This is a genomic window from Acidihalobacter prosperus (genome assembly GCF_000754095.2).
GTDB classification, from domain to species: domain Bacteria; phylum Pseudomonadota; class Gammaproteobacteria; order DSM-5130; family Acidihalobacteraceae; genus Acidihalobacter; species Acidihalobacter prosperus.
The window spans coordinates 153184-176860 of record NZ_JQSG02000002.1 but is presented as its reverse complement, the minus strand read 5'-3'; the positions used below and the strand labels follow the sequence as shown (position 1 = coordinate 176860).

At 66.7% G+C, this 23677-nt stretch carries 27 protein-coding genes and 1 tRNA gene; 20 read left to right on the top strand and 8 right to left on the bottom strand.

From position 1 onward, the window contains the following. Positions 1-6: 6 nt before the first annotated feature. On the bottom strand, positions 7-1347 hold the full coding sequence (locus tag THPRO_RS04790) for a nicotinate phosphoribosyltransferase (protein WP_082954447.1): 1341 nt from the start codon (positions 1345-1347) through the stop codon (positions 7-9). Positions 1348-1531: 184 nt separating this feature from the next. Between THPRO_RS04790 and THPRO_RS04785 the strand changes: the two genes are divergently transcribed. Beyond that, positions 1532-2095, top strand: coding sequence for a TetR/AcrR family transcriptional regulator (locus tag THPRO_RS04785; protein WP_038089822.1), 564 nt, complete (start codon positions 1532-1534; stop codon positions 2093-2095). 27 nt (positions 2096-2122) lie between these two features. Here THPRO_RS04785 and THPRO_RS04780 read toward each other — a convergent pair whose 3' ends face one another. Genes THPRO_RS04780 through THPRO_RS04770 form a run of 3 tightly spaced genes read right to left on the bottom strand, consistent with a single transcriptional unit; the run spans position 2123 to position 5011 of the window. Then, complete coding sequence (locus THPRO_RS04780) at positions 2123-3133, bottom strand: lysylphosphatidylglycerol synthase transmembrane domain-containing protein (protein ID WP_038089599.1); 1011 nt, start codon at positions 3131-3133, stop codon at positions 2123-2125. Continuing rightward, entirely contained in the window at positions 3130-3894 is a 765-nt protein-coding gene (locus tag THPRO_RS04775; protein WP_201786938.1) for a DUF2334 domain-containing protein, read from the bottom strand. Before THPRO_RS04775 ends, THPRO_RS04780 begins: the two co-directional genes overlap by 4 nt. Then, positions 3881-5011 carry a glycosyltransferase family 4 protein gene (locus THPRO_RS04770; RefSeq protein WP_038089605.1) on the bottom strand — a complete coding sequence of 377 codons (1131 nt, stop codon included), beginning with the start codon at positions 5009-5011 and terminating at the stop codon, positions 3881-3883. Before THPRO_RS04770 ends, THPRO_RS04775 begins: the two co-directional genes overlap by 14 nt. Positions 5012-5077: 66 nt before the next feature. Here THPRO_RS04770 and THPRO_RS04765 point away from each other — a divergent pair, with 66 nt between their 5' ends. Continuing rightward, positions 5078-5719 carry a tetratricopeptide repeat protein gene (locus THPRO_RS04765; RefSeq protein WP_052064306.1) on the top strand — a complete coding sequence of 214 codons (642 nt, stop codon included), beginning with the start codon at positions 5078-5080 and terminating at the stop codon, positions 5717-5719. A gap of 14 nt (positions 5720-5733) precedes the next feature. Here the strand turns inward: THPRO_RS04765 and THPRO_RS04760 are convergent, their stop codons facing one another. Together THPRO_RS04760 and THPRO_RS04755 are read right to left on the bottom strand one after the other, a co-directional pair. After that, positions 5734-6246 (bottom strand): HugZ family pyridoxamine 5'-phosphate oxidase, encoded by a 513-nt coding sequence (locus tag THPRO_RS04760; RefSeq protein ID WP_201786937.1) that lies wholly within the window; start codon positions 6244-6246, stop codon positions 5734-5736. After that, positions 6243-6851, bottom strand: coding sequence for a glycosyltransferase (locus THPRO_RS04755; RefSeq protein ID WP_052064307.1), 609 nt, complete (start codon positions 6849-6851; stop codon positions 6243-6245). The genes THPRO_RS04760 and THPRO_RS04755 overlap by 4 nt, the downstream gene beginning before the upstream one ends. 96 nt (positions 6852-6947) lie before the next feature. Here THPRO_RS04755 and THPRO_RS04750 point away from each other — a divergent pair, with 96 nt between their 5' ends. Together THPRO_RS04750 and THPRO_RS04745 are read left to right on the top strand one after the other, a co-directional pair. Next, complete coding sequence (locus THPRO_RS04750) at positions 6948-7616, top strand: hypothetical protein (protein WP_038089608.1); 669 nt, start codon at positions 6948-6950, stop codon at positions 7614-7616. Positions 7617-7618: 2 nt separating this feature from the next. After that, complete coding sequence (locus tag THPRO_RS04745; protein WP_065089292.1) at positions 7619-8059, top strand: YcgN family cysteine cluster protein; 441 nt, start codon at positions 7619-7621, stop codon at positions 8057-8059. Positions 8060-8095: 36 nt separating this feature from the next. Here the strand turns inward: THPRO_RS04745 and THPRO_RS04740 are convergent, their stop codons facing one another. Continuing rightward, on the bottom strand, positions 8096-8770 hold the full coding sequence (locus tag THPRO_RS04740) for a glutathione S-transferase family protein (RefSeq protein ID WP_038089611.1): 675 nt from the start codon (positions 8768-8770) through the stop codon (positions 8096-8098). Positions 8771-8812: 42 nt separating this feature from the next. Here THPRO_RS04740 and THPRO_RS04735 point away from each other — a divergent pair, with 42 nt between their 5' ends. Beyond that, positions 8813-9211, top strand: a complete 399-nt coding sequence (locus tag THPRO_RS04735; RefSeq protein WP_065089291.1) for an RNA-binding S4 domain-containing protein — start codon at positions 8813-8815, stop codon at positions 9209-9211. A 111-nt stretch (positions 9212-9322) separates the two neighbouring features. Next, complete coding sequence (locus tag THPRO_RS04730; RefSeq protein WP_145930695.1) at positions 9323-9781, top strand: c-type cytochrome; 459 nt, start codon at positions 9323-9325, stop codon at positions 9779-9781. A 263-nt stretch (positions 9782-10044) separates the two neighbouring features. Here THPRO_RS04730 and THPRO_RS04725 read toward each other — a convergent pair. Beyond that, positions 10045-10120 (bottom strand) — tRNA-Glu (locus THPRO_RS04725). A 99-nt stretch (positions 10121-10219) separates the two neighbouring features. On the opposite strand from THPRO_RS04725, the gene pcnB reads away from it, so the two are divergent. The 14 genes from pcnB (at position 10220) to THPRO_RS04655 (ending at position 23677) form a co-directional block, all read left to right on the top strand. Next, the gene (gene pcnB / locus THPRO_RS04720; protein WP_038089618.1) at positions 10220-11548 is read left to right on the top strand and encodes a polynucleotide adenylyltransferase PcnB; all 1329 of its coding nucleotides are present in this window, start codon (positions 10220-10222) and stop codon (positions 11546-11548) included. Further along, a complete protein-coding gene (gene folK / locus THPRO_RS04715) occupies positions 11541-12044 on the top strand; it encodes a 2-amino-4-hydroxy-6-hydroxymethyldihydropteridine diphosphokinase (RefSeq protein WP_038089620.1) in 504 nt (167 codons plus the stop codon). The genes pcnB and folK overlap by 8 nt, the downstream gene beginning before the upstream one ends. Further along, positions 12037-12684 carry a deoxynucleoside kinase gene (locus tag THPRO_RS04710; protein ID WP_038089622.1) on the top strand — a complete coding sequence of 216 codons (648 nt, stop codon included), beginning with the start codon at positions 12037-12039 and terminating at the stop codon, positions 12682-12684. Before folK ends, THPRO_RS04710 begins: the two co-directional genes overlap by 8 nt. A 4-nt stretch (positions 12685-12688) precedes the next feature. Then, positions 12689-13501 (top strand): 3-methyl-2-oxobutanoate hydroxymethyltransferase, encoded by an 813-nt coding sequence (gene panB / locus THPRO_RS04705; RefSeq protein WP_038089625.1) that lies wholly within the window; start codon positions 12689-12691, stop codon positions 13499-13501. A 3-nt stretch (positions 13502-13504) separates the two neighbouring features. Then, complete coding sequence (gene panC, locus THPRO_RS04700) at positions 13505-14347, top strand: pantoate--beta-alanine ligase (RefSeq protein WP_038089627.1); 843 nt, start codon at positions 13505-13507, stop codon at positions 14345-14347. A gap of 353 nt (positions 14348-14700) precedes the next feature. Beyond that, on the top strand, positions 14701-15876 hold the full coding sequence (locus THPRO_RS04695; protein ID WP_082954446.1) for a methyl-accepting chemotaxis protein: 1176 nt from the start codon (positions 14701-14703) through the stop codon (positions 15874-15876). A gap of 57 nt (positions 15877-15933) precedes the next feature. After that, the gene (locus THPRO_RS04690) at positions 15934-16302 is read left to right on the top strand and encodes a response regulator (RefSeq protein WP_038089630.1); all 369 of its coding nucleotides are present in this window, start codon (positions 15934-15936) and stop codon (positions 16300-16302) included. Positions 16303-16329: 27 nt separating this feature from the next. Further along, positions 16330-16659: an STAS domain-containing protein gene (locus THPRO_RS04685; RefSeq protein ID WP_038089632.1), complete on the top strand. Its 330-nt coding sequence runs from the start codon at positions 16330-16332 to the stop codon at positions 16657-16659. Beyond that, positions 16656-18926, top strand: a complete 2271-nt coding sequence (locus tag THPRO_RS04680; RefSeq protein ID WP_038089634.1) for a chemotaxis protein CheA — start codon at positions 16656-16658, stop codon at positions 18924-18926. The genes THPRO_RS04685 and THPRO_RS04680 overlap by 4 nt, the downstream gene beginning before the upstream one ends. Positions 18927-19001: 75 nt before the next feature. Next, positions 19002-20651, top strand: coding sequence for a methyl-accepting chemotaxis protein (locus THPRO_RS04675; protein WP_038089637.1), 1650 nt, complete (start codon positions 19002-19004; stop codon positions 20649-20651). Positions 20652-20662: 11 nt separating this feature from the next. Continuing rightward, the gene (locus tag THPRO_RS04670; RefSeq protein ID WP_038089639.1) at positions 20663-21208 is read left to right on the top strand and encodes a chemotaxis protein CheW; all 546 of its coding nucleotides are present in this window, start codon (positions 20663-20665) and stop codon (positions 21206-21208) included. Between the two features lie 6 nt (positions 21209-21214). Beyond that, complete coding sequence (locus THPRO_RS04665; protein WP_082954445.1) at positions 21215-22084, top strand: CheR family methyltransferase; 870 nt, start codon at positions 21215-21217, stop codon at positions 22082-22084. 26 nt (positions 22085-22110) lie between these two features. Next, the gene (locus tag THPRO_RS04660; protein ID WP_236717250.1) at positions 22111-22587 is read left to right on the top strand and encodes a chemotaxis protein CheD; all 477 of its coding nucleotides are present in this window, start codon (positions 22111-22113) and stop codon (positions 22585-22587) included. Between the two features lie 19 nt (positions 22588-22606). Next, entirely contained in the window at positions 22607-23677 is a 1071-nt protein-coding gene (locus THPRO_RS04655; RefSeq protein WP_052064310.1) for a protein-glutamate methylesterase/protein-glutamine glutaminase, read from the top strand.

Genomic DNA, 23677 nt, shown 5'->3' with positions numbered 1-23677 from the left:
ACGCGCTTACCCGGTGGCGTCGAGCTGCCGGGCGAGCGCGCGCAGCGCGTCCGAGACCGCCGGGCCGTCCGCCGGGCCGGGGGCCAGGTCGCGTAGCATTGCCGGCAGGCCGGCCAGTTGCCGTTCGCCATGTGCCCGTGCCGCCGCAAGACCCGGTGCCGGGGCCACGCGTTGGCCGCCGCGCATGACCGGTTGCAGCAGCGGTTCGCCCTCGGCGCGTTCGGATGCCAGGGCGATGAGGTCCCCGCGTAGCTGCCCGTGTTCGTCATGGCGGCGGTAGACCTGTTTGCTGCCCGGCCAGGTGGCCTTGCCTTCGGAGCGTTTGCGGCGCGGCTGGCCGGCGTATTCCTGCAGCTTGTAGGCGCATTCGAGGTAGGGCGCGTCATCCGAGACGTCCATGCGCGTGCCGACGCCGAAGCCGTCGATGGGCGCGCCGTCGCGCTGCAGACGGGCGAGACGCGATTCGTCGAGATTGCCGCTGGCGAAGATCGTGACCTCGTGCAGCCCGGCGGCATCGAGGATCGCGCGCACCTCGCGTGAGGCGGTATCGAGATCGCCGCTGTCGATGCGCACGCCGCGGATGCGGATATCGGTGCCGCGCAGCCGCTCGGCGAGTTCGACCACCCGCTGCGCACCGCGGCGGGTGTCGTAGGTGTCGATCAGCAGGATCGTGTTGTCGGGATGGATGCGCACGAAGTCCTCGAAGGCGGCGAGTTCGTCGCCGTGGGCGAGGATGAAGGAATGCGCCATGGTGCCGTAGAGCGGGATGCCGAAGGCTTGCCCGGCGAGCACGGTTGCCGTGCCGTCGAAACCGGCCACATAGGCCGCCCGCGCCGCGAGCAGCCCGGCCTCCGCGCCGTGCGCGCGGCGCAGACCGAAGTCGACCAGGCGTTTGCCGGGTGCGGCGAGTACCATGCGCGCCGCCTTGGATGCGATCATGCACTGGAAATGGAGCAGATTCATGACCCGGCTTTCGACCAGCTGCGCCACCGGCAGCGGCGCCGTGATACGCAGTACCGGCTCATCGGCAAAGAACACGGTGCCCTCGGCCATCGCATCGACGTCGCCGGTGAAACGCAGGCCGGCGAGGTAATCGATGAGCGTCCGGCTGGCGTGCCCATGGCGTTCGAGCCAGTCGAGGGTTTCCGACGAGAAGCGCAGCTGCTCGAGGAATTCGAGTACCTGCTCCAGCCCGGCTGCCATGAGAAACCGGCGTTGATCGGGCAGTTTGCGTACGAAGAACTCGAAGACGGCTGTCTGCGTCATGTCGTGCCGGAGGTAGGCCTCCATCATGGTGAGCTGATAGTAATCCGTCAGCAGCGGGCTGCAAGGCACGCCTTCGGTCACGATGAGGGTTCTCCTGGCTTGTGGTGGCTTGGCGCCCTCGGATGAGGCGTGCGCTGTCCGGTTGCTGCCGGGCCTCCGCCCGGGGTGGCAGTATTGCCGGTGGGCGGCCGTGCTGGCAAGGGCGGATGGGTCCGAGCGGGAAGGTCGTATACTGGTTTCCGTGCTTGAGAAACGAGGAGGCGCAATGGGCAGCAAGGGCGACCACAATCGCCAGCGGATCGTGGAGGCGGCCGACCAGCTGTTCTATCAACGAGGCTATAACCAGACCTCGTTCAGCGACATCGCCCAGGCCGCCGAGCTCTCGCGCGGCAACTTCTATTACTACTTCAAGAGCAAGGACGAAATCCTCTCGGCCGTGATCGCCCGCCGCCGCGATCAGCTGCGTGCGCGGCTGGAAGCCTGGACGCAGGCGTCGCCCGATCCGCATGAGCGCCTGCGCCGCTTCGTCGGCATGATGCAGGACAATCGCGGCGAGCTGTTGCGGTATGGCTGCCCGGTCGGTTCGCTGACCCAGGAACTGAGCAAGACCCAGCGCAGGCTGCAGGCGGAGGCCGTTGCGTTGTTCGAGGTGCTTCGCGAGTGGATCGAAACCCAGATGGGGCTGCTCGGCGTGTCCGATCCGGCCGGCATGGCCATGCATCTGCTCGCGGTGAGTCAGGGCGTGACGCTGCTTGGCAGTGTTTACGCCGATCCGGACTTTCTCGAACGGGAGGTGGCCCGGCTGGAGGCCTGGGTTGATCGCCTGTAGCCGACGTCCGGTCCTTCGGCGCCCGCCTCAGCCCGCCGACTCGCGTTCCCGTCGTGCCGTCAGCAAGCGTCCGGTCGCCGCTCCGGCGGTGGCCGCGAATACCGGCGCGCCGGCGAGCAGGTACCAGTAGAAGGTTGCGAAACGCCACAGGATCAGTGCCAGCGCCAGTGTGTCGGAAGACAGCCAGGCCGCGAGCAGCGCGGAGAACCCGAGTTCCACGCTGCCGGTGCCGCCGGGCAGGAAGCTAAGCTGCCCGGCGAACAGGAGCATGCCCTGGACGATGAAAAGATAGGACCAGGGGACGGGATGGTGCAGGCCGTAGAGCACGACCGGCAGGATGCTGTAGCGCAGCAGCCAATGACTCATGCAATAGATGTACAGCAGCACCAGCCGATGTCGGGGCATGCCGAGCAGCAGCTTGACGGCATGGCGGAACTGGATGACCCAGCGCGCCAGCCGGCGTCTGCGCAGCGCGCTCACGCGCAGGCGCCGGAGCAGGCGTCCGAACAGGCGCAGGACCGTGCGATAGCGGTGCAGCATCAGCCACATGAAGCCGAGGCCAGCGGCCAGCAGGCCGAGCAGCAGGCCGAGCAGCCAAACCGGGTGGTCGAGTTCGCGGTCGAAGGTAAACACGGCCAGCGCCAGCGGTAGCGCCGTGGCGAAAAAGGCCAGATCCATGATGTGGTCGACCGCATACAGGGCAGCGGCGTGGCCGGTTTTGACGCCGTGCTGACGCAACAGGTAGACGTAGGTGAGCGGGCCGCCCACTCCGGCCGGGGAGGCGGCTCCGGCAAATTCCGTCGATACCACGGTGGCCAGTGCCTGCCTGCGGTCGACGCGGCCCTCGACGCCTCCGACCAGCAGCCGCAGCCGCGCCGCGTTGAACAGCCAGCCGAGCAGCACCATGCCGAGGGTGGTGGGGATCAGCCAGTGGGCCACCTCTGGCAGTTGCGCCAGAACGCCGAAACCGCCGTAGCTCAGCGGGATGGCGAGACTCAACAATAGGGTGGCAAGTCCGATCAGCAGGGCGCGTTTCATGCGCCCGCCGCCAGCCAGGCGGATTTGGTCATGGGCCGGCGGTCCACGAGGGCCTGTTGCAGCGTGCGCTGCCAGTAGACCACGGCCGCCGGGTGCGGCGCGTCGGCCGGGTGCAGGCCCAGACGCAGCAGCGGGGCGTGGCGCAGCCGCCGGTGCTGGATGTCGTTGACCACGCGCGAGGCCGCGCGGCGCCAGGCCGAGCGCACGCTCCACACCAGGCTCGGATGCCCGGTCTGGCGCCAGTCGGGCAGGCGGTAGAGGGCGGTCCGCGTCGAGGTGTATTGCAGACCCGAGCGTGTCAGTGCGGCACGGGTGCCGTCGCTCATCAGCCAGGCCGGCGCCACGAAACCCGCGACCGGCCAGCCCAGCGCATCGAAAATCGCCAGCCCGCGGCCGAGCAGGGCTTCGGCAGCGTTTTCTTCCAGCGCCGCGAACTCGCCCTCGGAGGCGGTGTACACGCGACGTGTCAGCCACTGCAGCGGCCCGCGCGGTGCGGCTGCCGTATCATCGATGTGGTGGAAGCCGTGCAGGGCGAGCTCGTCGCCGCGTGCCAGCCGGGCCTCGATCGCGCGGCGGAACCGCGCATCCGCCTCGATGCCGCCGCGATGGTGGTAGTCGGGCACGACCAACAGGGTGACGGGCACCTGGCCGCAGCCGTCGATCATGCGCAGCAGGGCTTCGCAGGCGGGCCAGGTGGCGGGGGCGACGTCGTGAAGCACGACGCTGACGGCGCGAGGGTGGACGGGTTCAGGCACTGACACGTCGCGAGGTCTCGTGGCCGGGCTGATGCGGGTCGATCAGCCGGCAATAGGTTTGGAAAAGCTGGCTGAAGGCGCGGTCCCAGGTCCAGTGCGCCTCGACCTGCCGGCGAGCCTCGCGGCCCATGGCGGCCACGTCGCGCGTGAACAGGGCCTCGACGGCCTCGGCCAGATGATGCGGGGCGCTGCTGCGCGCCAAAGCCCCGACGGCCGGATTCACCAGCTCGGGGATTGCGCCGGCCTCGACGCCGACCACGGGGATGCCGCTGGCCATGGCCTCAAGCACGATGAGGCCGAAGGTTTCGTTGTCGCCGGCGTGCGCGAGCGCGTCGGCGGAGGCGAGCATGCGCGCCAGTTCCGGTGCGGAAAAGAAATGCGAAAAGCAGCTCACGTTGCCGGTCGACGCGAAGGGCATGTCGGGGCCGACGAGCAGCAGGTGATAGCGTGGGCCGAGGCGCGTGAAGGCCTGTACCAACTGCTCCAGATTCTTCTCGCGCGCATAGCGGCCCGCGAAGATCAGCAGATGGGTCTGCGGGCCGATGCCCAATTGCCGGCGCAGGTGCGGGTCGCGGTTGCGCGGGTGGAAGCCTTCGGCGTCGACGCCGAGGGGTTGCACGGCCACGCGTTCCACGCCCAGCTCCAGCAGGTGTTCGCACATGGTCCGGCTTGGTGTGAGCACCTGATCAAACGCGCGATAGAGGCGGCGGACGTAGGCCTGGACGATGGGTAGCGAGCGATCGCCCAGCCGTTTGGCGATCAGTCTGGGCAGGTCGGAATGGTAGAATCCGATCACGGGCACATCCAGTGCCCGCCCGGCCGCCAGCGCGGCGCCCGCCAGCCGATAGGGGTCGCCGGCCTCGATCAGGTCGGGCGCGAGTTCGATCAGCTTGCGCGTCCAGGGGCGACGGCGCAGCGGGAAGCGATAGCCGTTGGAGAATGGCAGCGGCGGCGCGGGCAGGGTGAAGACGCCCGGCGTGTCCTGGGTGTCGCGCGTGCCGGGCGCCAGCAGGCTGTGGCGGCACACGGTATTATGCGCGAGCCATTGCCGCTTGGCGTCGAGATAACGGCGCACGCCTCCGCTTTCCGGCGCGTAGAACATGGTGATGTCGGACAGATGCATGGCAGGCGTCCGGGTTTGGCTTCTAATCACTCACGACCCATCAATCACGGCAATCGAATCGACAGTATGACGGATTTCAACACCGCACTCGACCTCTACCTGCATGGCGACCGTGTCGGCGCGCTGCATTTGTGGCGTCTGCTGGCCGAGCAGGGCGATGCGCGTTCGCAGTTCAATCTGGGCGTGATTCACGACCAGGGCGACGGCATGCCCGAAGACAAGCCACGCGCCGCCGCCTACTACCGTGCCGCGGCCGAGCAGGGATATGCCGAGGCGGCCTTCAATCTGGCGCTGATGCTCGATGATGGCGACGGCATCCCGGCCGATGTCAACGAGGCGGCGCGCTGGTACTGGGTGGCCGCGGAGGCCGGCAACCCGCAGGCGCAGTTTCGGCTGGGCCTCAAATACGACACGGGCGAAGGGCTGCCGCAGGATGCCGAACAGGCGGCGCAGTGGTATTACCGCGCGGCCGAGGCGGGCGAGGCGCATGCCGCCAGCAATCTCGGGCGCTGCTTCGCCATGGGCGAGGGTGTGCCGCGCAGCGACGTCGACGCCTACAAGTGGTTTTTCATCGCCGCCGAACTGGGTGTGGCCAATGCGGCGCGCTATCGCGAACGCGTCGCGCGGGAGCTGTCGGCCGCGGATCGGCTGCGCGCCGGCGAGGCCGCCCAGGCCTGGCTGCGGGACTTCCGCGCGCGCAAGGGCTGAGCGGCGCGGCGCCGTCAGCCCTCGGGCGGCGCGGCGGGCGGGCCGACGGCAACGAGCTCGTCGCCGCGCAGATCGAAAGCGCGGCCGAAGCCGGTCACGAAGCGCCCGCCATCCCGTGGCCGCAGGCGGAACAGGCGAAAATCGGGCAGCGAGCGCAGCACCTCGATCACCTGGCCGAATCGTTCCGAGAAGGCTTCGAGCCGATGCCCCCATGCCGGCGACGCCTGGGCGATCTCGTCCACGGCGCATGTCTGGCTGAGGCGGACACGGGCGAAAATCTGCGCCGTGGCGGCCTCGTCCTCGATCAGCAGGACCGAGGCCGGGCGTCCGGTCGCGAGGTGCCGGGTATGTGCGGAAAGGCCGCTGACGTAGACGTAATAATCGCCGTGCGCGTCGTCGCGGACGAAGGGCGCGGGGCTGGCGTGCGGCACGCCGTCGTCGTCCAGCGTGGCGAGAATCAGCGAGCGGCAGCCCGCATACAAGGCGTCCAGCGCCGCGCGCGGCGCCTCGTCCGCGCGCCCGTTCACGATGCGTCGCCCTCGCGTATCTGCAGCCACTCGCGCGCCCGTTCGGTCAGCGCCTTCGCCGCTTCGGCGTCGGCCTTGAGCGTGCGGATTGCCTCGGCCATGTCCTCGACCGCCCCGGCACTGAGGATCGCGCCGGCGGCGACCGCGGCGGCGACTTCCGGGCGGCTTTGTCCAGGGCCGGCGATCACCGGCTTGCCGGCCAGGATCGGGGTGGTCAGGTCGGGGATGGAGGTCGCCTCATCGGTGAGCGTGCCGCCGAGCAGCACCACGTCGGCGCAGGCGTAGAAGTCGGCGACCGGCTCGGGCTCTTCGATGAAGTAGACGCGGCTGTTGCGGGGCACCTTGGAGGTGAACAGCCGGCTGTGGCGGATCGTGGGCAGGCTGTACTTGAGCGCGTCGTAATAAACCGGCTCGTAGCGTGCGGGGTCGGCGGGCGAAATCATCATGATCGCGGTCTGCTTGCGCAGGATGTCGAAGAGCACGCCATAGGCTCTGGCCTCCTCGCCCTCGCTGGTGTTGGGCGCGTAGAAGACCCAGTGGTCGCGTTCGCGAAAGTCGGCGAACCGCTCGCACAAGGTGGTGTCCGGCTGATAATCGGGCAGCATGTCGGGGCATCTCCACAGGCTCGGGTGGGCCGCAGTATATCAGCCGGTCGGTCGCCGGGCGGGTGCTACAATGCCGCAGAGGCTTTGGGGGGGGACATGCTGCGTAACAGTTTGCTGCTGGTGTCGTTGCTGCTGGTGGCCGCGCTCGGCCTTGCAAGCTGGTTTGCGCGCGGTGGTGGCGAGCGGGCGACGAATCTGCCCTGGCAGGTGGACGTCCTGCCCGACGGCGCCTCGCGCGTGTTCGGCATCACCCTGGGCAAGACCACCGCGCGCGCGCTCAACGCCCGCCTGCGCAAGATTCCCCAGGTCGCGCTGTTTGTGACCCCGGCCGGGCGCATGAGTCTGGAGGCTTATTACGGCAATGTGTCGCTGGGCATGTTCGAGGCGCGCGTCGACGTCAGTCTGGCAGCGTCCGGCGGCTTGCTGGCGCGGTTGGCGGCGCGCGCCGTCGGGCGTCAGCCCACCGCGACCGGCGCCTGGCGTCTTCAACTGACGGAATCCGACACCGGCAAGGCGCTTGGATTGCCTATCGCGGGCATCACCTACGCACCCAAGGTGCGTTACGAGAAGGATCTGGTGCTCAAGTCGTTCGGCGCGCCGGCCGCACGGATCGATGTCGGCAAGCGGCAGGTCTACTGGCTGTATCCGCGGCGCGGGCTGGCGCTGTTGCGCGCCGAAGACGGGCGCGCGGTACTGCACTATGTGACGCCGTCCGCCTTTGCTGCCGTACGCGCACGCATCGAACGCATGGCCGGGAGGGCGTGACGATGGCCCTGCGGCCCGGTTTCTGGCGCGACACCCCGCTGGCCGAGATGAGTCGGGAGGAGTGGGAGGCGGTATGCGACGGTTGCGGCCGCTGCTGCCTGCACAAACTGCAGGACGAGGATACCAACGAGCTATATTTCACCGACGTGGCCTGCCATCTGCTCGACCCCGGGGATTGCAGATGCCGCGACTACGCGCATCGGCGCGCGATCGTGCCCGACTGCATCCAGCTGACCTTCGAGGATCTGGCGAGTTTCGACTGGCTGCCGCAAAGCTGCGCCTATCGTCGCCTGGCGGAGGGGCGGGGATTACCCGAATGGCATTATCTGGTATGCGGCGACCGCGAGGCGGTGCATCGCGCGGGGATTTCGGTGCGCGGCCGCTGCGTCAGCGAGCGTGTGGTCTCCGATCTGGAGGCCCATATCGTCGAGTGGCTGCGCTGAGCGGCGTCGCGGTCGCCCGGCGCAGCCGGTTGCGGTTCAGGCGGCCGAGGCGGTGAGCAGCCGGTCTGCAGCATAGGGGCTGCTCTTGCGTACGTATTCCGCGAACAGTCGATCGAAATCCTCGACCACCGAGCGTCGCACCGCGGGTAGGTCGAGCAGCGCCGTCGCCCACGCATTGAGCCGCGGATAGCGCGATGCCGACATGACGTCGTCCATCGGCTTGATCAGTGCATAACGCATGAAAATCGGCGCATAGGCGGCGTCGACCAGCGAGAAATCCCGACCGTTGAACCAGGGGCCCTCGCCGAGGATGGCCTCGACCTTGTCCAGATTGTTCCGCGCACGCGTGTGCACCGCCTCGAAATCGTCTTCGTTCTTGGCCACGGTCAACTGGTATTGATCCACGATGCACTGTTCGCCAAACTGGATCCAGCTGCGGTTGCGCGCGCGCTTGAGCGGGTCGGCGGGATTGAGCTGGGGCGGCGTGATGTCGTCGATATACTCGTTGATGATGGCCGACTCGAACAGCGCACTGCCGTCATCCAGCCGCAGGGCCGGCACCTTGCCGAAGGGCGAAATGGCGAGGAACCACTCCGGCGGCGACGCCAGATCGATGTAGGTGATCTCGAAGGGCACCTGTTTGTACAGCAGCGTGACCACGCTGCGCTGCACGAAGGGACAAAGCTTGAAGCTGATCAATTCGAGGGACATGGGCAACTCCGCGATCGCGTGGGGGTGTCGGGGTGGCGGCCGATGATGCCGTCGTCGCCGTCGGAGGGGGTAAGAATCGACAAGTGGCTTTGGGCTGCGCGTTTCTTCAAGACGCGCAGCCTGGCCGCGGCCGCCGTCAACGGTGGCAAGGTACATCTCAACGGAGTACGCGTAAAGCCGTCGCGGAACCTGCGGGCGGGCGACCGCCTCGAGATCGTGCGCGACGAGGCGCGTTTCGATGTCGAGGTCTTGCAGCTCGGCGAACGGCGCGGTCCCGCCGCGCAGGCGCAAGCGCTTTATCGCGAATCGGAAACCTCCCGTGAGGTTCGTGCGCATCAGGCGGAAACCCGTCGCCTGGAACGCGCGGGCGCCGCCGCGCCGGCGCATCGTCCGGACAAGCGTTCCCGCCGGCGAATCCGCGCCCTGCGTGGCCTGGACTGAGCCGTCCCGGCGTTGCCGGGGAACATTTGCGCGGGATCGCGGTCCCAACTCCTTGGTTCAAGAAGATCCGTTAACGGATCCGTTATTCAATCCATCCAAGGAGAGAGTGGAATGTCCCGAGTGTCTGCAGCAAGAAGAGGGCGCTTCGCGCGTCTGGGCGCGGTCATGGCGATCGCCGTCGTCGCCGGTCTCGGCGCGACGAGCAGCGCGCATGCCGCCGCAGGGCCGTTGGCCCAGGCCATTGCCGACGGTAAGCATATGTTCATTCATGACACGTTCGGCGGGCGCGGCATGACCTGCGAATCGTGCCACAGGGCAGCCGGCATGGGGCCGACGGTCGTGCACGGGCGTCACTTCCCGAGCCTCGCCAACGCCGCCGCCATCTTCCCGCGCTACAACCCCCGCGCGCACAAGGTCATCACCCTCGAGGACCAGATTCGCGGCTGCGTGGCGCGCGGCCTCGGCGGCAAGCCGCCGGCCGGCGGCAGCAAGGCCATGGCCGACATGGTCGCCTATCTGACCTCATTGTCCCAGGGCAAGCCGATCGCCATGGGCGCCAAGCCGCGTTAAGCGGCAACCGGCACCCGAGGCGGGATTGGCGCCGCGGGTGCCGTCATGCGAACGCTGCTATTGGGCGAAGATGAACCGACCTACCAGCAATCCCCGATAGATCAGAAGAACAGCGTGCGGGTTTCCGAAGAAGGCAGGCGGGCTTGCCAGCTAATAGAGCGTGCGGGCGGTATGGGGGGGTAGCGACTGTCCCGGGGCCTGGAGGCTGGAGTGCCGGTTTGATCCCAGAAGAACAGTGGATGCAGTGCCGCCCGTTTGGGGTTTGGCGCTCCCACGGGGACTCGAACCCCGGTTTTCGCCGTGAGAGGGCGACGTCCTAGACCGCTAGACGATGGGAGCAGGTAGACTGCAGTAGTGCGGAAAGGCTGGTATTATACCGGCCGGTTCAGTTTTCACAAGACGCATTGCCCTTATTCATACCGTGAGCCTGCATACAGCTTGAATTCGCCACCCGTTCCCGCCAGCCCTCGCATCATCCCCCGTGCCGAGCATGACATCTCCCGCGCCCGGATCAGTCCGAACGCGCTGAAGGTGCTGTATCGCCTCAAGGATGCGGGGTATGAGGCCTACCTCGTGGGCGGCGGCGTGCGCGATCTGCTTCTGGGGCGCGAGCCGAAGGATTTCGACATTGCGACCAGCGCGCGGCCGGAGGAGCTGCAGACGCTGTTTCGCAACTGTCGGCTGATCGGCCGCCGCTTCCGTCTGGCGCATGTGCGTTTCGGGCGGGAGATCATCGAGGTCGCGACCTTTCGCGCGCCGCACGATATCGCCGAGGACGAAGGCGACGCGGCGCTGAGCGAGGAAGGCCGTATCCTGCGCGATAACGTTTACGGCACCTTCGAGCAGGACGCCTGGCGGCGGGATTTCACGATCAACGCCCTGTATTACGACATCCGCGATTTCTCGGTTGTCGATCACACCGGTGGGGTGGGCGATATCCGCGAGGGTGTGCTGCGCCTGATCGGCGATCCCGAGGTGCGCTATCGCGAGGATCCGGTGCGGATGCTGCGCGCGGTACGTTTTGCCGCCAAGCTGGGCTTTCGTATCGAGGCGGCCAGCGAGGCGCCGCTGTTCGAGCTGGCGCCCTTGCTTGCGGATGTGGCGCCCGCGCGGCTGTTCGACGAGGTGCTCAAGCTGTTTCAGGGCGGCGCGGCGGTGCAGTCGTTCGAGCTGTTGCGGCATTACGGTCTGTTCGGGGTTCTGTTTCCGGCCACCGAGGCGGCGCTGGCCCGCGAAGTCGATGGATTCCCGCTGACCTTCCTGCTGCGGGCGCTCGAAAACACGGATCGCCGCGTGAACGAGGGCAAGCCGGTCACGCCGGCCTTCCTGTTCGCCGCGTTGCTGTGGGAGCCGGTACGCCTGCGCGTGCGCGATCTCGCCAACGACGAGCTGGGTGAGCTCCCTGCGCTGCAGATCGCGGCGGCGGAGGTGGCGTCGGAGCAGACGCGCCGCATCAGCTTGCCCAAGCGCTTCAGTCTGCCGATGCGCGAGATCTGGACCCAGCAGCCGCGCTTCTCGCAACGCCAGGGCAAGCGCCCGATGCGTCTGATGGCGCACCCCCGCTTCCGCGCCGCCTACGACTTCCTGTGTCTGCGGGCGCAGGTGGGCGAGATCGATGCCGAGCTGTGCGAATGGTGGACTCGGCTGCAGGAGACCGATGAGGCGGGCCAGCAGCAGTTGCTGGAGTCGGCCGGGCGGCCGGAGGGCGCGCGCCGCAAGCGGCGTCGTCGCAGCCGCGCCCGCAAGGCCAAGCCGAGCGATGCCTGAAATCTGTCCGGCCTATGTGGCCCTGGGCAGCAATCTGAACGATCCGCGCCGACAGGTCGAGCGCGCGATGGTGGCGTTGGATGCGCTGCCGGAAAGCGCTCTGCGCCGTTGTTCGCGTCTTTATTTCACGCCGCCGATGGGGCCGGGTGACCAGCCCGATTATGTCAATGCGGTGGCGTGCCTCGACACGCACCTGTCGCCGTTTGAGCTGCTAGACGCCCTGCAGGCCATCGAGCAGCAACAGGGCAGGGTGCGCGGCGGCGAGCGCTGGGGGCCGCGTACCCTGGACCTCGATCTGTTGCTGCATGGCGATTGCCGGATGGACTCGCCGCGCCTGACGCTGCCGCATCCGGGTATGCATGAACGCGACTTTGTCCTGTATCCTCTCGCCGAAATCGCTCCGGGCCTGACGATTCCGGGGCTGGGTGCGCTGGACACCCTGGTTGCGCGCTGTCCCGCGAGGGGACTCAAACCTGTGGATCGTGCGGATGAGTGAACTGCCTGCCTATATCGCCATCGAGGGCCCGATCGGGGTCGGCAAGACGACGCTGGCGCGACGGCTGTCGGAGGATTTTGGCGCCTCCCTGTTGCTTGAGACGCCCGAGGACAACCCCTTCCTGGAACGTTTCTACGAAGACCCCGCGCGCGCCGCCCTGCCTGCGCAGCTCAGCTTCCTGCTCACGCGGGTACGCCAGATGAGCGGCCTGCGCCAGAGCGATCTGTTTGCCTCGACCCGGGTGGCCGACTTTCTGCTGGAGAAGGACCGGCTGTTTGCCGAGGTGACGCTGGACGACGACGAGCTGGCGCTCTACGAGCAGGTCTATGCGCAGCTGACGCTGGAGGCGCCGCAGCCGGATCTGGTGGTCTATCTGCAGGCGCCGGTCGACGTATTGCTACGGCGGATCGAACAGCGCGCCCGCAAGTACGAACGCCAGCTCGACCCGGCCTACCTCACTCGGCTGTGCGCGCGTTACACCGATTTTTTCTACCATTACGACGCGGCGCCGCTGCTGATCGTCAATGCCAGCGAGATCGATATCGTGCGCAACGAGCGCGACTATCAGGCGCTGGTCGAGGAAATCCGCACACCGCCCAGTGGGCGCCGCTATTTCAATCCTCTGCCTTTCACGATGTGATTCCATGAGCGTACATAACGAACAGAAACGCGTGACGGTCGCCGACCTCCGCCGTGCGCGCCGCGAGGGCCGCAAGATCGCCTGTCTGACCGCTTACGATGCGGCCTTCGCACGCTTGGTCGACGAGGCCGGCACCGACGTGATCCTGGTCGGCGATTCGCTCGGCATGGTGGTGCAGGGACACGAGACGACGGTCTCCGTAACCGTCGACGAAATGGTCTATCACACCCGCCTGGCGGCCGCCGGCCGGCGGCATGCGCTGCTGATGGCCGACATGCCGTTCATGAGCTTCACGGATCCCGCCATGGCCTTGCGCAATGCCGCGCGGCTGATGCAGGAGGGCGGTGCCGAGATGGTCAAGCTAGAAGGCGGCGCCGGGCAGATGGCCGTGGTCGAACAATTGAGCGTGCACGGCGTGCCGGTGTGCGCGCATCTCGGGCTGCGCCCGCAATTCGTGCACAAAATCGGCGGTTACCGGGTGCAGGGGCGCGACGCGGCGAGCGCCCAGGCCCTTTGCGAGGATGCCCGCGCGCTGGAGGCGGCAGGCGCCGAAATGCTGCTGCTGGAATGTGTACCGGTCAGCCTTGCGGCCGAGATCACCGAGGCTGCCGGCATCCCGGTGATCGGCATCGGCGCCGGTGCCGCCTGCGATGGACAGATCCTGGTACTGCATGACGTGCTCGGCATCACGCCGGGCAAGCCGCCGCGGTTCGCACGCAACTTCATGCCTGGACACGAGCGCGTGGGCGACGCCTTGCGCGCCTATGTCGAGGCGGTCCGCGGGGGGCGTTTCCCGGCGCCCGAACACGGTTTCTGACCCATGCGCGAAACGGGGAGACCGCTGGAACTGCGCAGCATCGTCAGAGGCTGGCGGCTGCAGGGCGAGCGCGTGGCGCTGGTGCCCACGATGGGCAATCTGCATGACGGCCACCGCGCGCTGATCCGCGAGGCGCGTCAGCGCGCGGATCGCGTGGTGGTCAGCATATTCGTCAACCCGCTGCAGTTCGATCGCCCGGAAGACCTGAGCAGCTACCCGCGCACGCTGGATGCCGACCGCGCCGTGCTGGTGCGCGACGGGGTCGATCTGCTGTTCGCGCCGGACGCCGAAACGCTCTATCCGGGCGGGCTGGACGTCGCCACGCGGGTCAGCGTGCCGGGGCTGGGCGATCTGCTGGAGGGCGAGCGCAGGCCGGGACATTTCACTGGCGTCGCCACGGTGGTCTGCAAGCTGTTCAACCTGGTGCAGCCCGACGAGGCCGTGTTCGGCGAGAAGGACTACCAACAGCTGCTGCTGGTGCGGCGCATGGCCGCCGACCTCGACATTCCCGTGCGCATACACGGCGTGCCGGTGGTGAGGGCCGAGGACGGCCTCGCGCTCAGCTCGCGCAATGCGCGCTTGAGCGATGCGGATCGCGTCCGCGCCGCGCTGCTGCATCAGGGACTCGTGCGGGCCGAGGCGCTGCTGCGCCGCGGCGGCGCGATCGAAACCATCGAGCGCGCCGCGACCGAGGCCCTAGAACGGGTCGGCTTCAAGGTCGAATACGTCGCCATTCGCCGCGCGGACGACCTGGCGACCGTGCAGACCGCCGCCATGCCGCTGGTCATCCTGGCCGCCGCATGGCTCGGCGGCGTGCGTCTGATCGACTGTCTCCCGGTCGCCTAGGCCGCAGCCTCGCGGGTTGCCCGCGCGCGCATCCCGCCATTTTTTTCGTCTCCGCCCACGGCTGATTGTGACGAAAATGTGAAAATTCTGAACCTTTAATAAGTTTTGCTTGTCGCAATCCGTGTGTGTTGATCGCTGCCCTGGGCCGGCAAGATGGGAATCGGCTGGGGATTGGCTAAGCTCTATCTGTCCACGGGCATTCAACTATTCCCGACAGATGACGATATATCCATAGAAGCCTTGTATGGGGATGCGGTCCTCGGACCGTGTCCGCTGTTTTGGGCCTATCACAATACTGATAACAAGCCCCGGTCAGTTGCCGGCGACAGACGAAAGGGAAGGGCGATACCCGCATGACGAGCAATACACTGGCTGGTCGGATGTGGGCCGCGGGCGCGGCCATACCGTGGAGTGTCTCGATCGTGGCGCTGTCGATTTGGGGACAGCCCCGCGCGCTGGCACTGACGTTGGCAGCCTTGCTGGTGTTGGCCTGGATCTGGCGTGCGCGCGCCGAGGTTCCGGCATCGATGCCGACGACGCCGGCCGCAGCGACCTCCGCAGGCGGCGAACATCTCGTCAGCGGCCAGGAGTCCGATACTCTGGCCATCGCACAGGCGCTGCAGATACTGGCCCGTCAAATCGACACGGCGAAGCTCCAGACCGAGGAGGGCATCAATGCCCTGGTCGGGCAATTCGACAGCCTGCAGGAACGCCTGGATCAGGCGGTGCAGACCGCCGCTTCGATCGTTGGCGCGGAATCGAACGGCTCGGGTGCGGACGCGTCCGACGATTTCGCGCGTAACGAATCCGATCTCAAGTCGGTGCTGAGCACGCTCGACGAGACCGGGCGGCGCCGGCGCACGCTGGCGCAGGCACTGGAGGGGCTGGATGCCTATGCGGAGGCGTTGCGCAGCATGACCGGCGAGGTGGAGGTCATCGCCTCGCGTACCAATCTGCTGGCATTGAACGCGGCCATCGAGGCGGCGCGTGCCGGCGAGCAGGGGCGCGGTTTCGCCGTCGTCGCCGAGGAGGTGCGCAAACTGTCCGGCCTGTCGACCGATACCGTGCGCCGGATGGCCGAGAAGATTCAAAGCATCACCGACTCGCTCGGGCAAATCGGCAGCTCGGCCAGCACCTCGGGCGAGGCCGACCGCCAGGCGATGGAAGCCGCGGACGCCGCGGTCAATGCGGTGCTCGACCGTTTCCGCCGTTTCGCCGAAAACACGCGAACGTCCGCCGAAGTGGTCCACCGCGAAAACGACGGTATCCGCATGGACGTCGCGCAGATGCTGGTCTCGCTGCAGTTCCAGGATCGCGTGAGCCAGATACTCGATCACGCCGAATCGAGCCTGAACAGCCTGGGTGAACTGCTCGATCGGCATCATGGCGCGGGCGCTGTCGACGTGCGCGAGGTGATCGAACAATGGTTGTCCGAGGTGGAGCGCAGCTACACCACCGACGAGCAGCGCCGCAATCACCGCGGCGAGCAGGGTTCGCAGTCGAATACGGGCGACGTGACCTTTTTCTGAGGCGCGTGGCCGCGTGGGTCGAATTTCAATCGTTGGATATGGATCGGGAGCGATGGGATGCCTAAGACGGTGATGATTGTGGACGACTCCGCCTCCTTGCGTCAGGTCGTGAAAATGGCGCTGACGGGGGCCGGATACGAGGTGATGGAGGCGGGCGACGGGCAGGAAGCGCTGACCCGGCTGGAGGGCAAGAAGGTGCAGCTGGTCATCAGCGACGTGAACATGCCGCGAATGGACGGCATCACCTTCGTCAAACAGCTCAAACAAAGGCCCGAATACCGCTTCGTACCGGTGATCATGCTGACCACCGAAGGCCAGGATTCGAAAAAGGAGGAGGGACGTGCGGCCGGCGCCAAGGCCTGGATGGTCAAGCCCTTCCAGCCCGCGCAGATGCTGGCCGCGGTGTCCAAGCTGGTCGGACCCTGAGCATCCGCACCCCCGGGAGGTGGTGGCATGGATATCGTCGAAAGCGAAACCGGAGAAGGCTTGCAGCTGGCGCTGGGCGGCGATCTGGACATTTACTCGGTTGCCGAGGTGCATGCGCGTGTCGCGGAGGCGCTGCAACAGAGCGCCAGTTTGGTGCTGGATCTGTCCGGCGTGGACAACATCGACGGCGCCGGGCTGCAGTTGCTGATGGCGGGCAAGCGCGCGGCGGCGCATGACGGCAAGGCTCTACACCTGGCGCAGCACAGTGCGTGCGTCATCGAGGCACTCGAGCTCTGCCAGCTCGAACGTTTCTTCGGCGATCCGCTGGTGATTCGCCCGAAGGGGGGCAAGCGATGAGCGACGGGTTCGACATGAGCGGCGCGTTGGGCACCTTTCTCGAGGAGGCGCACGAACTGCTGCTGCAGATGGAGTCGATCCTGCTGCGGCTGGAGGAGGCCGAAGCGGACCCCGAGGACGTCAATGCCCTGTTTCGCGCGGCGCACACGGTCAAGGGCTCTGCCGGTCTGTTTGGGCTCGACGACGTCGTCGCCTTCGGCCACGAAATGGAAAGCGTGCTCGATCGCGCACGGGACGGTGCGCTCGAACTCGCGCCACCGTGGGTCAGCCTGCTGATCCAGTGTACCGATCACCTCGGCACGCTCGTGGACTGTGCCGCGGAGTCGCGCCCGCTCGACGACGCGCAGCAGGCGCAGGGGCGGGCGCTGATCGTCGCCCTGCGAGGCGGCGAGTCGGTGGATGCCGTTGCCGGCAGGCCGCCCGCTCCGGCAGACCGGCCCGCTGCCGACAAGCCCGAGCCGCAAGGCTCGTCCAACGGGCAGAAGCTGATTTCGGCCGGGGATGCGGTCGAGTCGGCGATTCAATCGTGGACCCGGCCACCCGAGGCGGAAGGCTGGCATTTGTCCCTGCGTTTCGGCGAAGACACCTTCCGCAACGGCATGGACCCGCTGTCCTTCGTGCGCTATCTGAAGTCGCTGGGGCAGCTGGTGGGCGTCGAACTGCTGCCCGAGCGGATACCGGAGGTCGATTACGATCCCGAGTGCTGCTACATGGGTTTCGAGATCCATTTTCGCGGCGACGTCAGCAAGCAGACCCTGGAGGATGTGTTCGAGTTCGTCAGGGAGGACTGCGAACTCCGCATCCTGCCGATGGCCAGCAAGGCGGAAGAGTTTCTGGCGCTGATCCAGTCCCTGCCGGAGGACGATCTCCGGCTTGGCGAGATCCTGGTGAAGGTCGGCACGGTCACGCAGCGCGAACTCACCGAGGCCCTGGCCGCGCAGGCGAAGGCCGAAAATCCCGAGCCCCTGGGTCACATCCTGGTGGAGCAAGGCGCGGTCCAGTCCCCGATCGTCAAGGCCGCTCTTGAAAAGCAGAACAAGATCAAGGAAGTGAAGGCGCGTGACACGCAGTCGGTCAGGGTGCAGGCCGACAAGCTGGATGCCCTCATCGACCTGGTCGGAGAGCTGGTGATCGCGAGTTCCGCGATGCGCACCCTGGGCGCGGCCAATCCCGATGCGCCGCAGCAGGAGGCGTCGATCGAGGTCGGACGGCTCGTCGAGCTGATCCGCGAAGGCACCTTGCGGCTGCGCATGGTCGAGATCGGCGAGACCTTCGCGCGCTTCCACCGCATCGTGCGCGACACCGCGCGCGAACTCGGTAAGGAGGTGACCCTGCAAGTTGAGGGTGGCGAGACCGAGCTCGACCGCACGATGGTGGAGAAACTCGCCGATCCCCTGACCCACATGGTGCGCAATGCCATCGACCATGGCATCGAAATGCCGGACGTGCGGATGGCGCGAGGCAAGAGCGGCAAGGGGACGATCCGGCTGGCGGCCTTCCACGATTCGGGCAGCGTGGTGATCGAGGTTGGCGACGACGGTGCCGGGCTTGACCCCGAGCGCATCCGCAACAAGGCGATCGGTCGCGGCCTGATCGGCGAAGAGGATCAGTTATCCACGCATGCCCTGTATCAACTGATCTTCGAGCCGGGCTTTTCCACGGCGGAACAGGTCAGCAACCTGTCCGGGCGCGGCGTCGGCATGGATGTGGTCAAGAAGACCATCGAAGGGCTGCGCGGAAGCATCGACATCGACAGCATGCCGGGGCGTGGCACCTCCGTGCGCCTGCGCCTGCCGCTGACGCTCGCCATCATCGACGGGTTTTTGCTGGGCGTCGGCGAATCGAAATTCGTGCTGCCGCTGGACATGGTGGTTGAATGCATCGACTTCGACCGCGTCGAGCAGCGGTCCGCGCACGGTGCCTACGTGCAAGTCCGTGACGAGGTGATTCCCTATCTGCGCATAGCCGATTTCTTCGGCTTGACGTCGCGCGCACAGGGGCGCGAGAGCCTGGTCGTGGTGCAGGCCGGCGGGCGGCGCTTCGGGCTGGTGGTGGACGATCTCCTCGGCGAGCTGCAGACGGTCATCAAGCCGCTCGGCGACCTCTTCGCACATCTCAAGGGCATCAGCGGTTCGACGATTCTCGGCAGCGGCGAGCTGGCGCTGATTTTCGACGCGGTGGGTCTGAGCCAGCTTGCGGCCCTGCGTGAGGGGGCGCCGGGTCTGCCGCGCGTATCGGCAACGGAGGGCGAACCTGCAGGCGGCTGAGCGGGACGCGCGAGCGACGAAACGGGATAACCATGCGAACAACCATGCATATGACGACATGCGAGTGAGGGGACTATGTCTTTCAGAAATTTGAAAATAGGTGTCCGTCTGGGCATCGGGTTCGGCGTCTTGCTGGCCTTGCTCGTGATCGTGGCGGGCATGGGCGTGCACGAGATGTCGATGATCAAGCAGGGCACGGACCGGATCGTCCAGCGCGATTGGGTCAAGGCCAAGCTGGTGATGCAGATCAAGGACGAAATCCTGGAGGACGAAGCCGATTTCCAGGGCATGATGCTGACCAGCAATGCCGCCCAGCGCGAGCAGCTGGCCTCGCGCATCCATGACCACGAAACCCAGATCGGCAAGCGCCTGGAACAGCTGAACGGCTTGCTGACCTCCTCTCAGGGCCGTGCCGGGCTGGGTGAAATCAGTCAGGCGCTCGACAAGCTCAAGGGCATCAAGGACGAAGCCCATCAGCAGCTGAAGGCGGGAAATGCGGCCCAGGCCGCTGCCAGTTTTTCGGCACGAGGGCTGCCCGTGGTCGACACACTGCGCGTCAGCCTCAATCAGTTGACTGCGTTGCAGCAGCAGCATCTCGATAATTCCTACGCGCAGGCCAATGCGGTTTATAGCGAATCGCGCACGCTGGCCATCAGCGTCATTGTCGTTGGCTTGCTGCTGGGCGTCGGTTTCGCGTGGCTGACCACGCGCAGCATCACCCGCCCGATCGCCGAGGCGGTGGACGTCGCGAACAGTCTGGCGAACAACGACCTGAGCGTGACCATCGATGCGGTATCGCGCGACGAAACCGGGCGCCTGCTGGCGGCGATGCGCACCATGGCGGAAAACCTGGCGGGTGTGATCGCGGAGGTGCGCAGCGCCGCCGATTCGCTGTCCAGCGCTTCGGAAGAGGTCAGTGCGACCGCGCAGTCGGTTTCCCAGGCATCGACGGAGCAGGCGGCGAGCGTCGAGGAAACCACCGCTTCCATGGAGGAAATGGGCGCGTCGGTCACCCAGAACGCCGAGAACGCGAAGATTACCGACGGCATGGCCGGCGAGGCCGCCAGCAAGGCGACCGAAGGCGGGCAGGCCGTCGAGCAGACCGTGCGCGCCATGAAGGACATCGCGGACAAGATCGGCATCGTCGACGACATCGCCTACCAGACCAATCTGCTGGCGCTCAATGCGGCCATCGAAGCCGCGCGTGCCGGCGAACACGGCAAGGGTTTTGCGGTGGTCGCGGCCGAAGTGCGCAAGCTGGCCGAGCGCAGCCAGGTGGCGGCGCAGGAGATCGGCCAGCTTGCCAGCAGCAGCGTGGGTCTGGCCGAGCGCGCAGGGCAGCTGCTGGGAGAGATCGTGCCGGGTGTGCGCAAGACTTCCGATCTGGTGCAGGAAATCGCCGCCGCGTCGGACGAGCAGAGCAGTGGCGTCGGCCAGATCAACGTGGCGATGAACCAGCTCAGCCAGGCGACGCAGCAGAATGCCTCGGCCTCCGAGGAGCTGGCTGCGACGGCGGAAGAACTCAACAGCCAGGCGGAGCAGCTCCAGCAGATCATGTCGGTGTTCAAGCTGCGTGCGCAGCGCTCGTTCCAGCAGGCTGGGTCAGCCACCCAGGCCAAGCATCGCCTCAAGGTCGACAGAACGCCGCAGGAGTTCAAGCGGGCCGCGCCGGACAGCCGCAAGGAGAGTGAGCTGCCGGATGAAGGCGAATTCGTGCGGTTCTGAAGGAGGCTTCGATGGCCAATCAACTGGAGATTTCGGACGCGGAGCGCGAGCCGGTCACGGGCGAGGCATCCGATCAGGCCGGGCAGTACCTGAGCTTTACGCTGGGCGAGGAAACCTTCGCGGTCAATATCACGCACATTCGCGAAATCATCGAATACGAGGCCGTGACCACAGTACCGATGATGCCGGCCTTCCTGCGCGGCGTGATCAATCTGCGCGGACGCGTGGTGCCGGTGATCGATCTCGCGGTCCGCTTTGGCCGCCCGCCAACCGAAATCCGCCGTCGAACCTGCATCGTCATCATCGAGCTGAGCAAGCAGCAGACCCATCAGGATCTGGGCATTCTGGTCGATTCTGTGAATGAGGTGGTCGAGATCGAGCCCAGCAGCCAGGAGCGGCCGCCCGCGTTCGGTGCCGGGCTGCGCAACGATTTCATCGAAGGCATCGGCAAGGTCGATGGTCGCTTCATCGTCGTGTTGGACATCGACCAGGCCCTGTCGGTGACGGAAATGTCCGCACTCGCAGAGGCCATGTCGACCGCGCCGCGGCCGTCCTGAACGTCAATGGCCAGCGCGACGGCGGACAGGCCGCAAAAGGGGGCGGCGGCGAACGGCACCGGCCGCGGTGTGCCTTTGGGCGATCGCGAGTTTCAGGCCATCCGCGAATTCATCTACCGTCGCGCCGGCATACACCTGAGTACGGCCAAGCGCGCACTGGTCGCCGGGCGTCTCGAAAAACGGCTGCGCGAACTCGGCTGTGCGGGCTATCGCGAATATCTCGCACTGCTGGACGGCGACCCGCGCCCGGGTTCCGAGGCGCAACGGGCGATCGATCTGCTGACCACCAACGAAACCTATTTTTTCCGTGAGCAGAAACATTTCGACTACCTTGTCGAGCATGTGCTGCCGACCTTGACCCGCGCGCCGCAGGGGTTGCGCATCTGGAGTGCGGCCTGTTCGAGTGGCGAGGAACCCTACAGCATCGCCATGACCCTGGCCGAGCACGCCGGCGCGAGACCCTGGTCGGTGCTGGCCACGGACCTGAGCCAGCGCGTGCTGGAGCGGGCGCGGGCCGGCATCTACCCGCTCGATCGGGCCGAGCGCATCCCGCGATCCTATCTGCGCGCCTATTGCCTGCGCGGCACCGGTTCCAAGGAAGGCCTGTTCGCCGTCGCCCGCAAGCTGCGCGAACGCGTGGAATTCCGGACCCTCAATCTGAATGCCGAGTTGCCGGAGGGCTTGGGTCTTTTTGATGTCATTTTCCTGCGCAACGTGATGATTTATTTCGATCTGCCGACCAAGCAGGCGCTGATTGCCCGCCTGATCGCCCGTTTGCGCCCGGGCGGCTATCTCTTCGTCGGCCATTCCGAGAGCCTCAACGGCGTGACATCGGAATTGATCGTCGAGGCGCCCTCGATCTACCGGCGTCCGTGAACCGCAGGGACTGGCAGCGATACGATGTGTATCTGACGCCGGGCGGTTTCTATTTCGGCAAGGCCGGCACACGGATCAAGACCATACTCGGTTCCTGCGTCGCGGTGACGCTCTGGCATCCCGAGCTGCGATGCGGCGGCATGGGGCATTTCATGCTGCCGTGCCGCGGCCAGCGTCGCGCGCCCCAGGCTGCCGGCGAATGGGACGGCAAATATGCCGACGAGATGATGCATCTGTTCATGGCCAGGATACGCAGCTCGCGCACGCATCCCAGGGATTACGAGGTCAAGCTCTTCGGCGGCGGCAATATGTTTCCGGCGCTGAAATCGCGTCCCGCACGGGAGGGCGTGTCGGCACGCAATGTGGAGGCCGCGCGGGTGTTGATGGCGGCTTACGGGTTCAAGGTCGCCGCCGAGCATCTGGGTGGCGACGGGCATCGCAGCCTGGTGCTGGACCTTGACGACGGCCTGGTCTATCTCTGGTATAAATCCATGAAATCATGATGAAAACGAGGGGCGGACCGTGACGCAATCCGACGCAGGCGGCAAGATCAAGGTGTTGGTCGTCGACGATTCGGCCGTGGTCAGGCAGGTCCTGCAGTCGGCCTTGTCCTCGGATCCCTCGATCGAAGTGATCGGCGCCGCCGCCGACCCGTTGTTCGCCAAGGAAAGGATGAAGCGGCAGTGGCCCGACGTGATCGTGCTCGACGTCGAGATGCCGAGGATGGACGGCATCACCTTTCTGGGGCAGTTGATGCGCGAGCGGCCCACGCCGGTCATCATCTGCTCGACGCTGACCGAAAAGGGCGCCGCCACCACACTGCAGGCGCTGGCCGCCGGCGCGGTGCACGTGGTCACCAAGCCGACGGTGGGCATCCGCGATTTTCTGCTCGACAGCGCCAACGACCTGATCGCCGCGGTCAAGGCGGCCGCGCGCGTGAATCCCGGCAACCTGCAAAGGCGCGCGCCGGCACCCGCCGGGCCGGCGACGGCAACGCCAGCCCCCGCTGGCGGCGAGGCGATGCTGCGCACCACCGAGCGCATCGTGGCCATCGGCACCTCGACCGGCGGCACGCAGGCGCTTGAAACCGTGCTGACCGACTTGCCGAGGGTGTGCGCACCCATCGCCATCGTCCAGCATATGCCGGCGATGTTTACCGCCGCCTTCGCGGAACGCCTCAACGGCTTGTGCCAGATCGAGGTTCGCGAGGCCAAATCGGGCGATCGTCTGATCCCCGGGCTGGCCCTGATCGCGCCAGGTGGGCAGCACCTGAAGATCGCCCGCCAGGGTGCGCAATACTATGCCGAGGTGTTCGACGGGCCGCTGGTCAATCGCCACAAGCCTTCGGTCGACGTGCTGTTCCGCTCGGCTGCGCAGGTGGCCGGCCGCAATGCCGTCGGCATCATCATGACCGGCATGGGCGGGGACGGCGCGCGCGGCCTGAGGCTGATGCGCGAGGCGGGGGCGACGACCATGGCGCAGGACGAGGCGAGCTGCGTGGTGTTCGGCATGCCCAAGGAGGCGATCAAGCTCGATGCGGCCGAGCGCGTGGGCGGCTTTCCCGAGATCGTCGAGCTGATCCGCCGAGCCTGA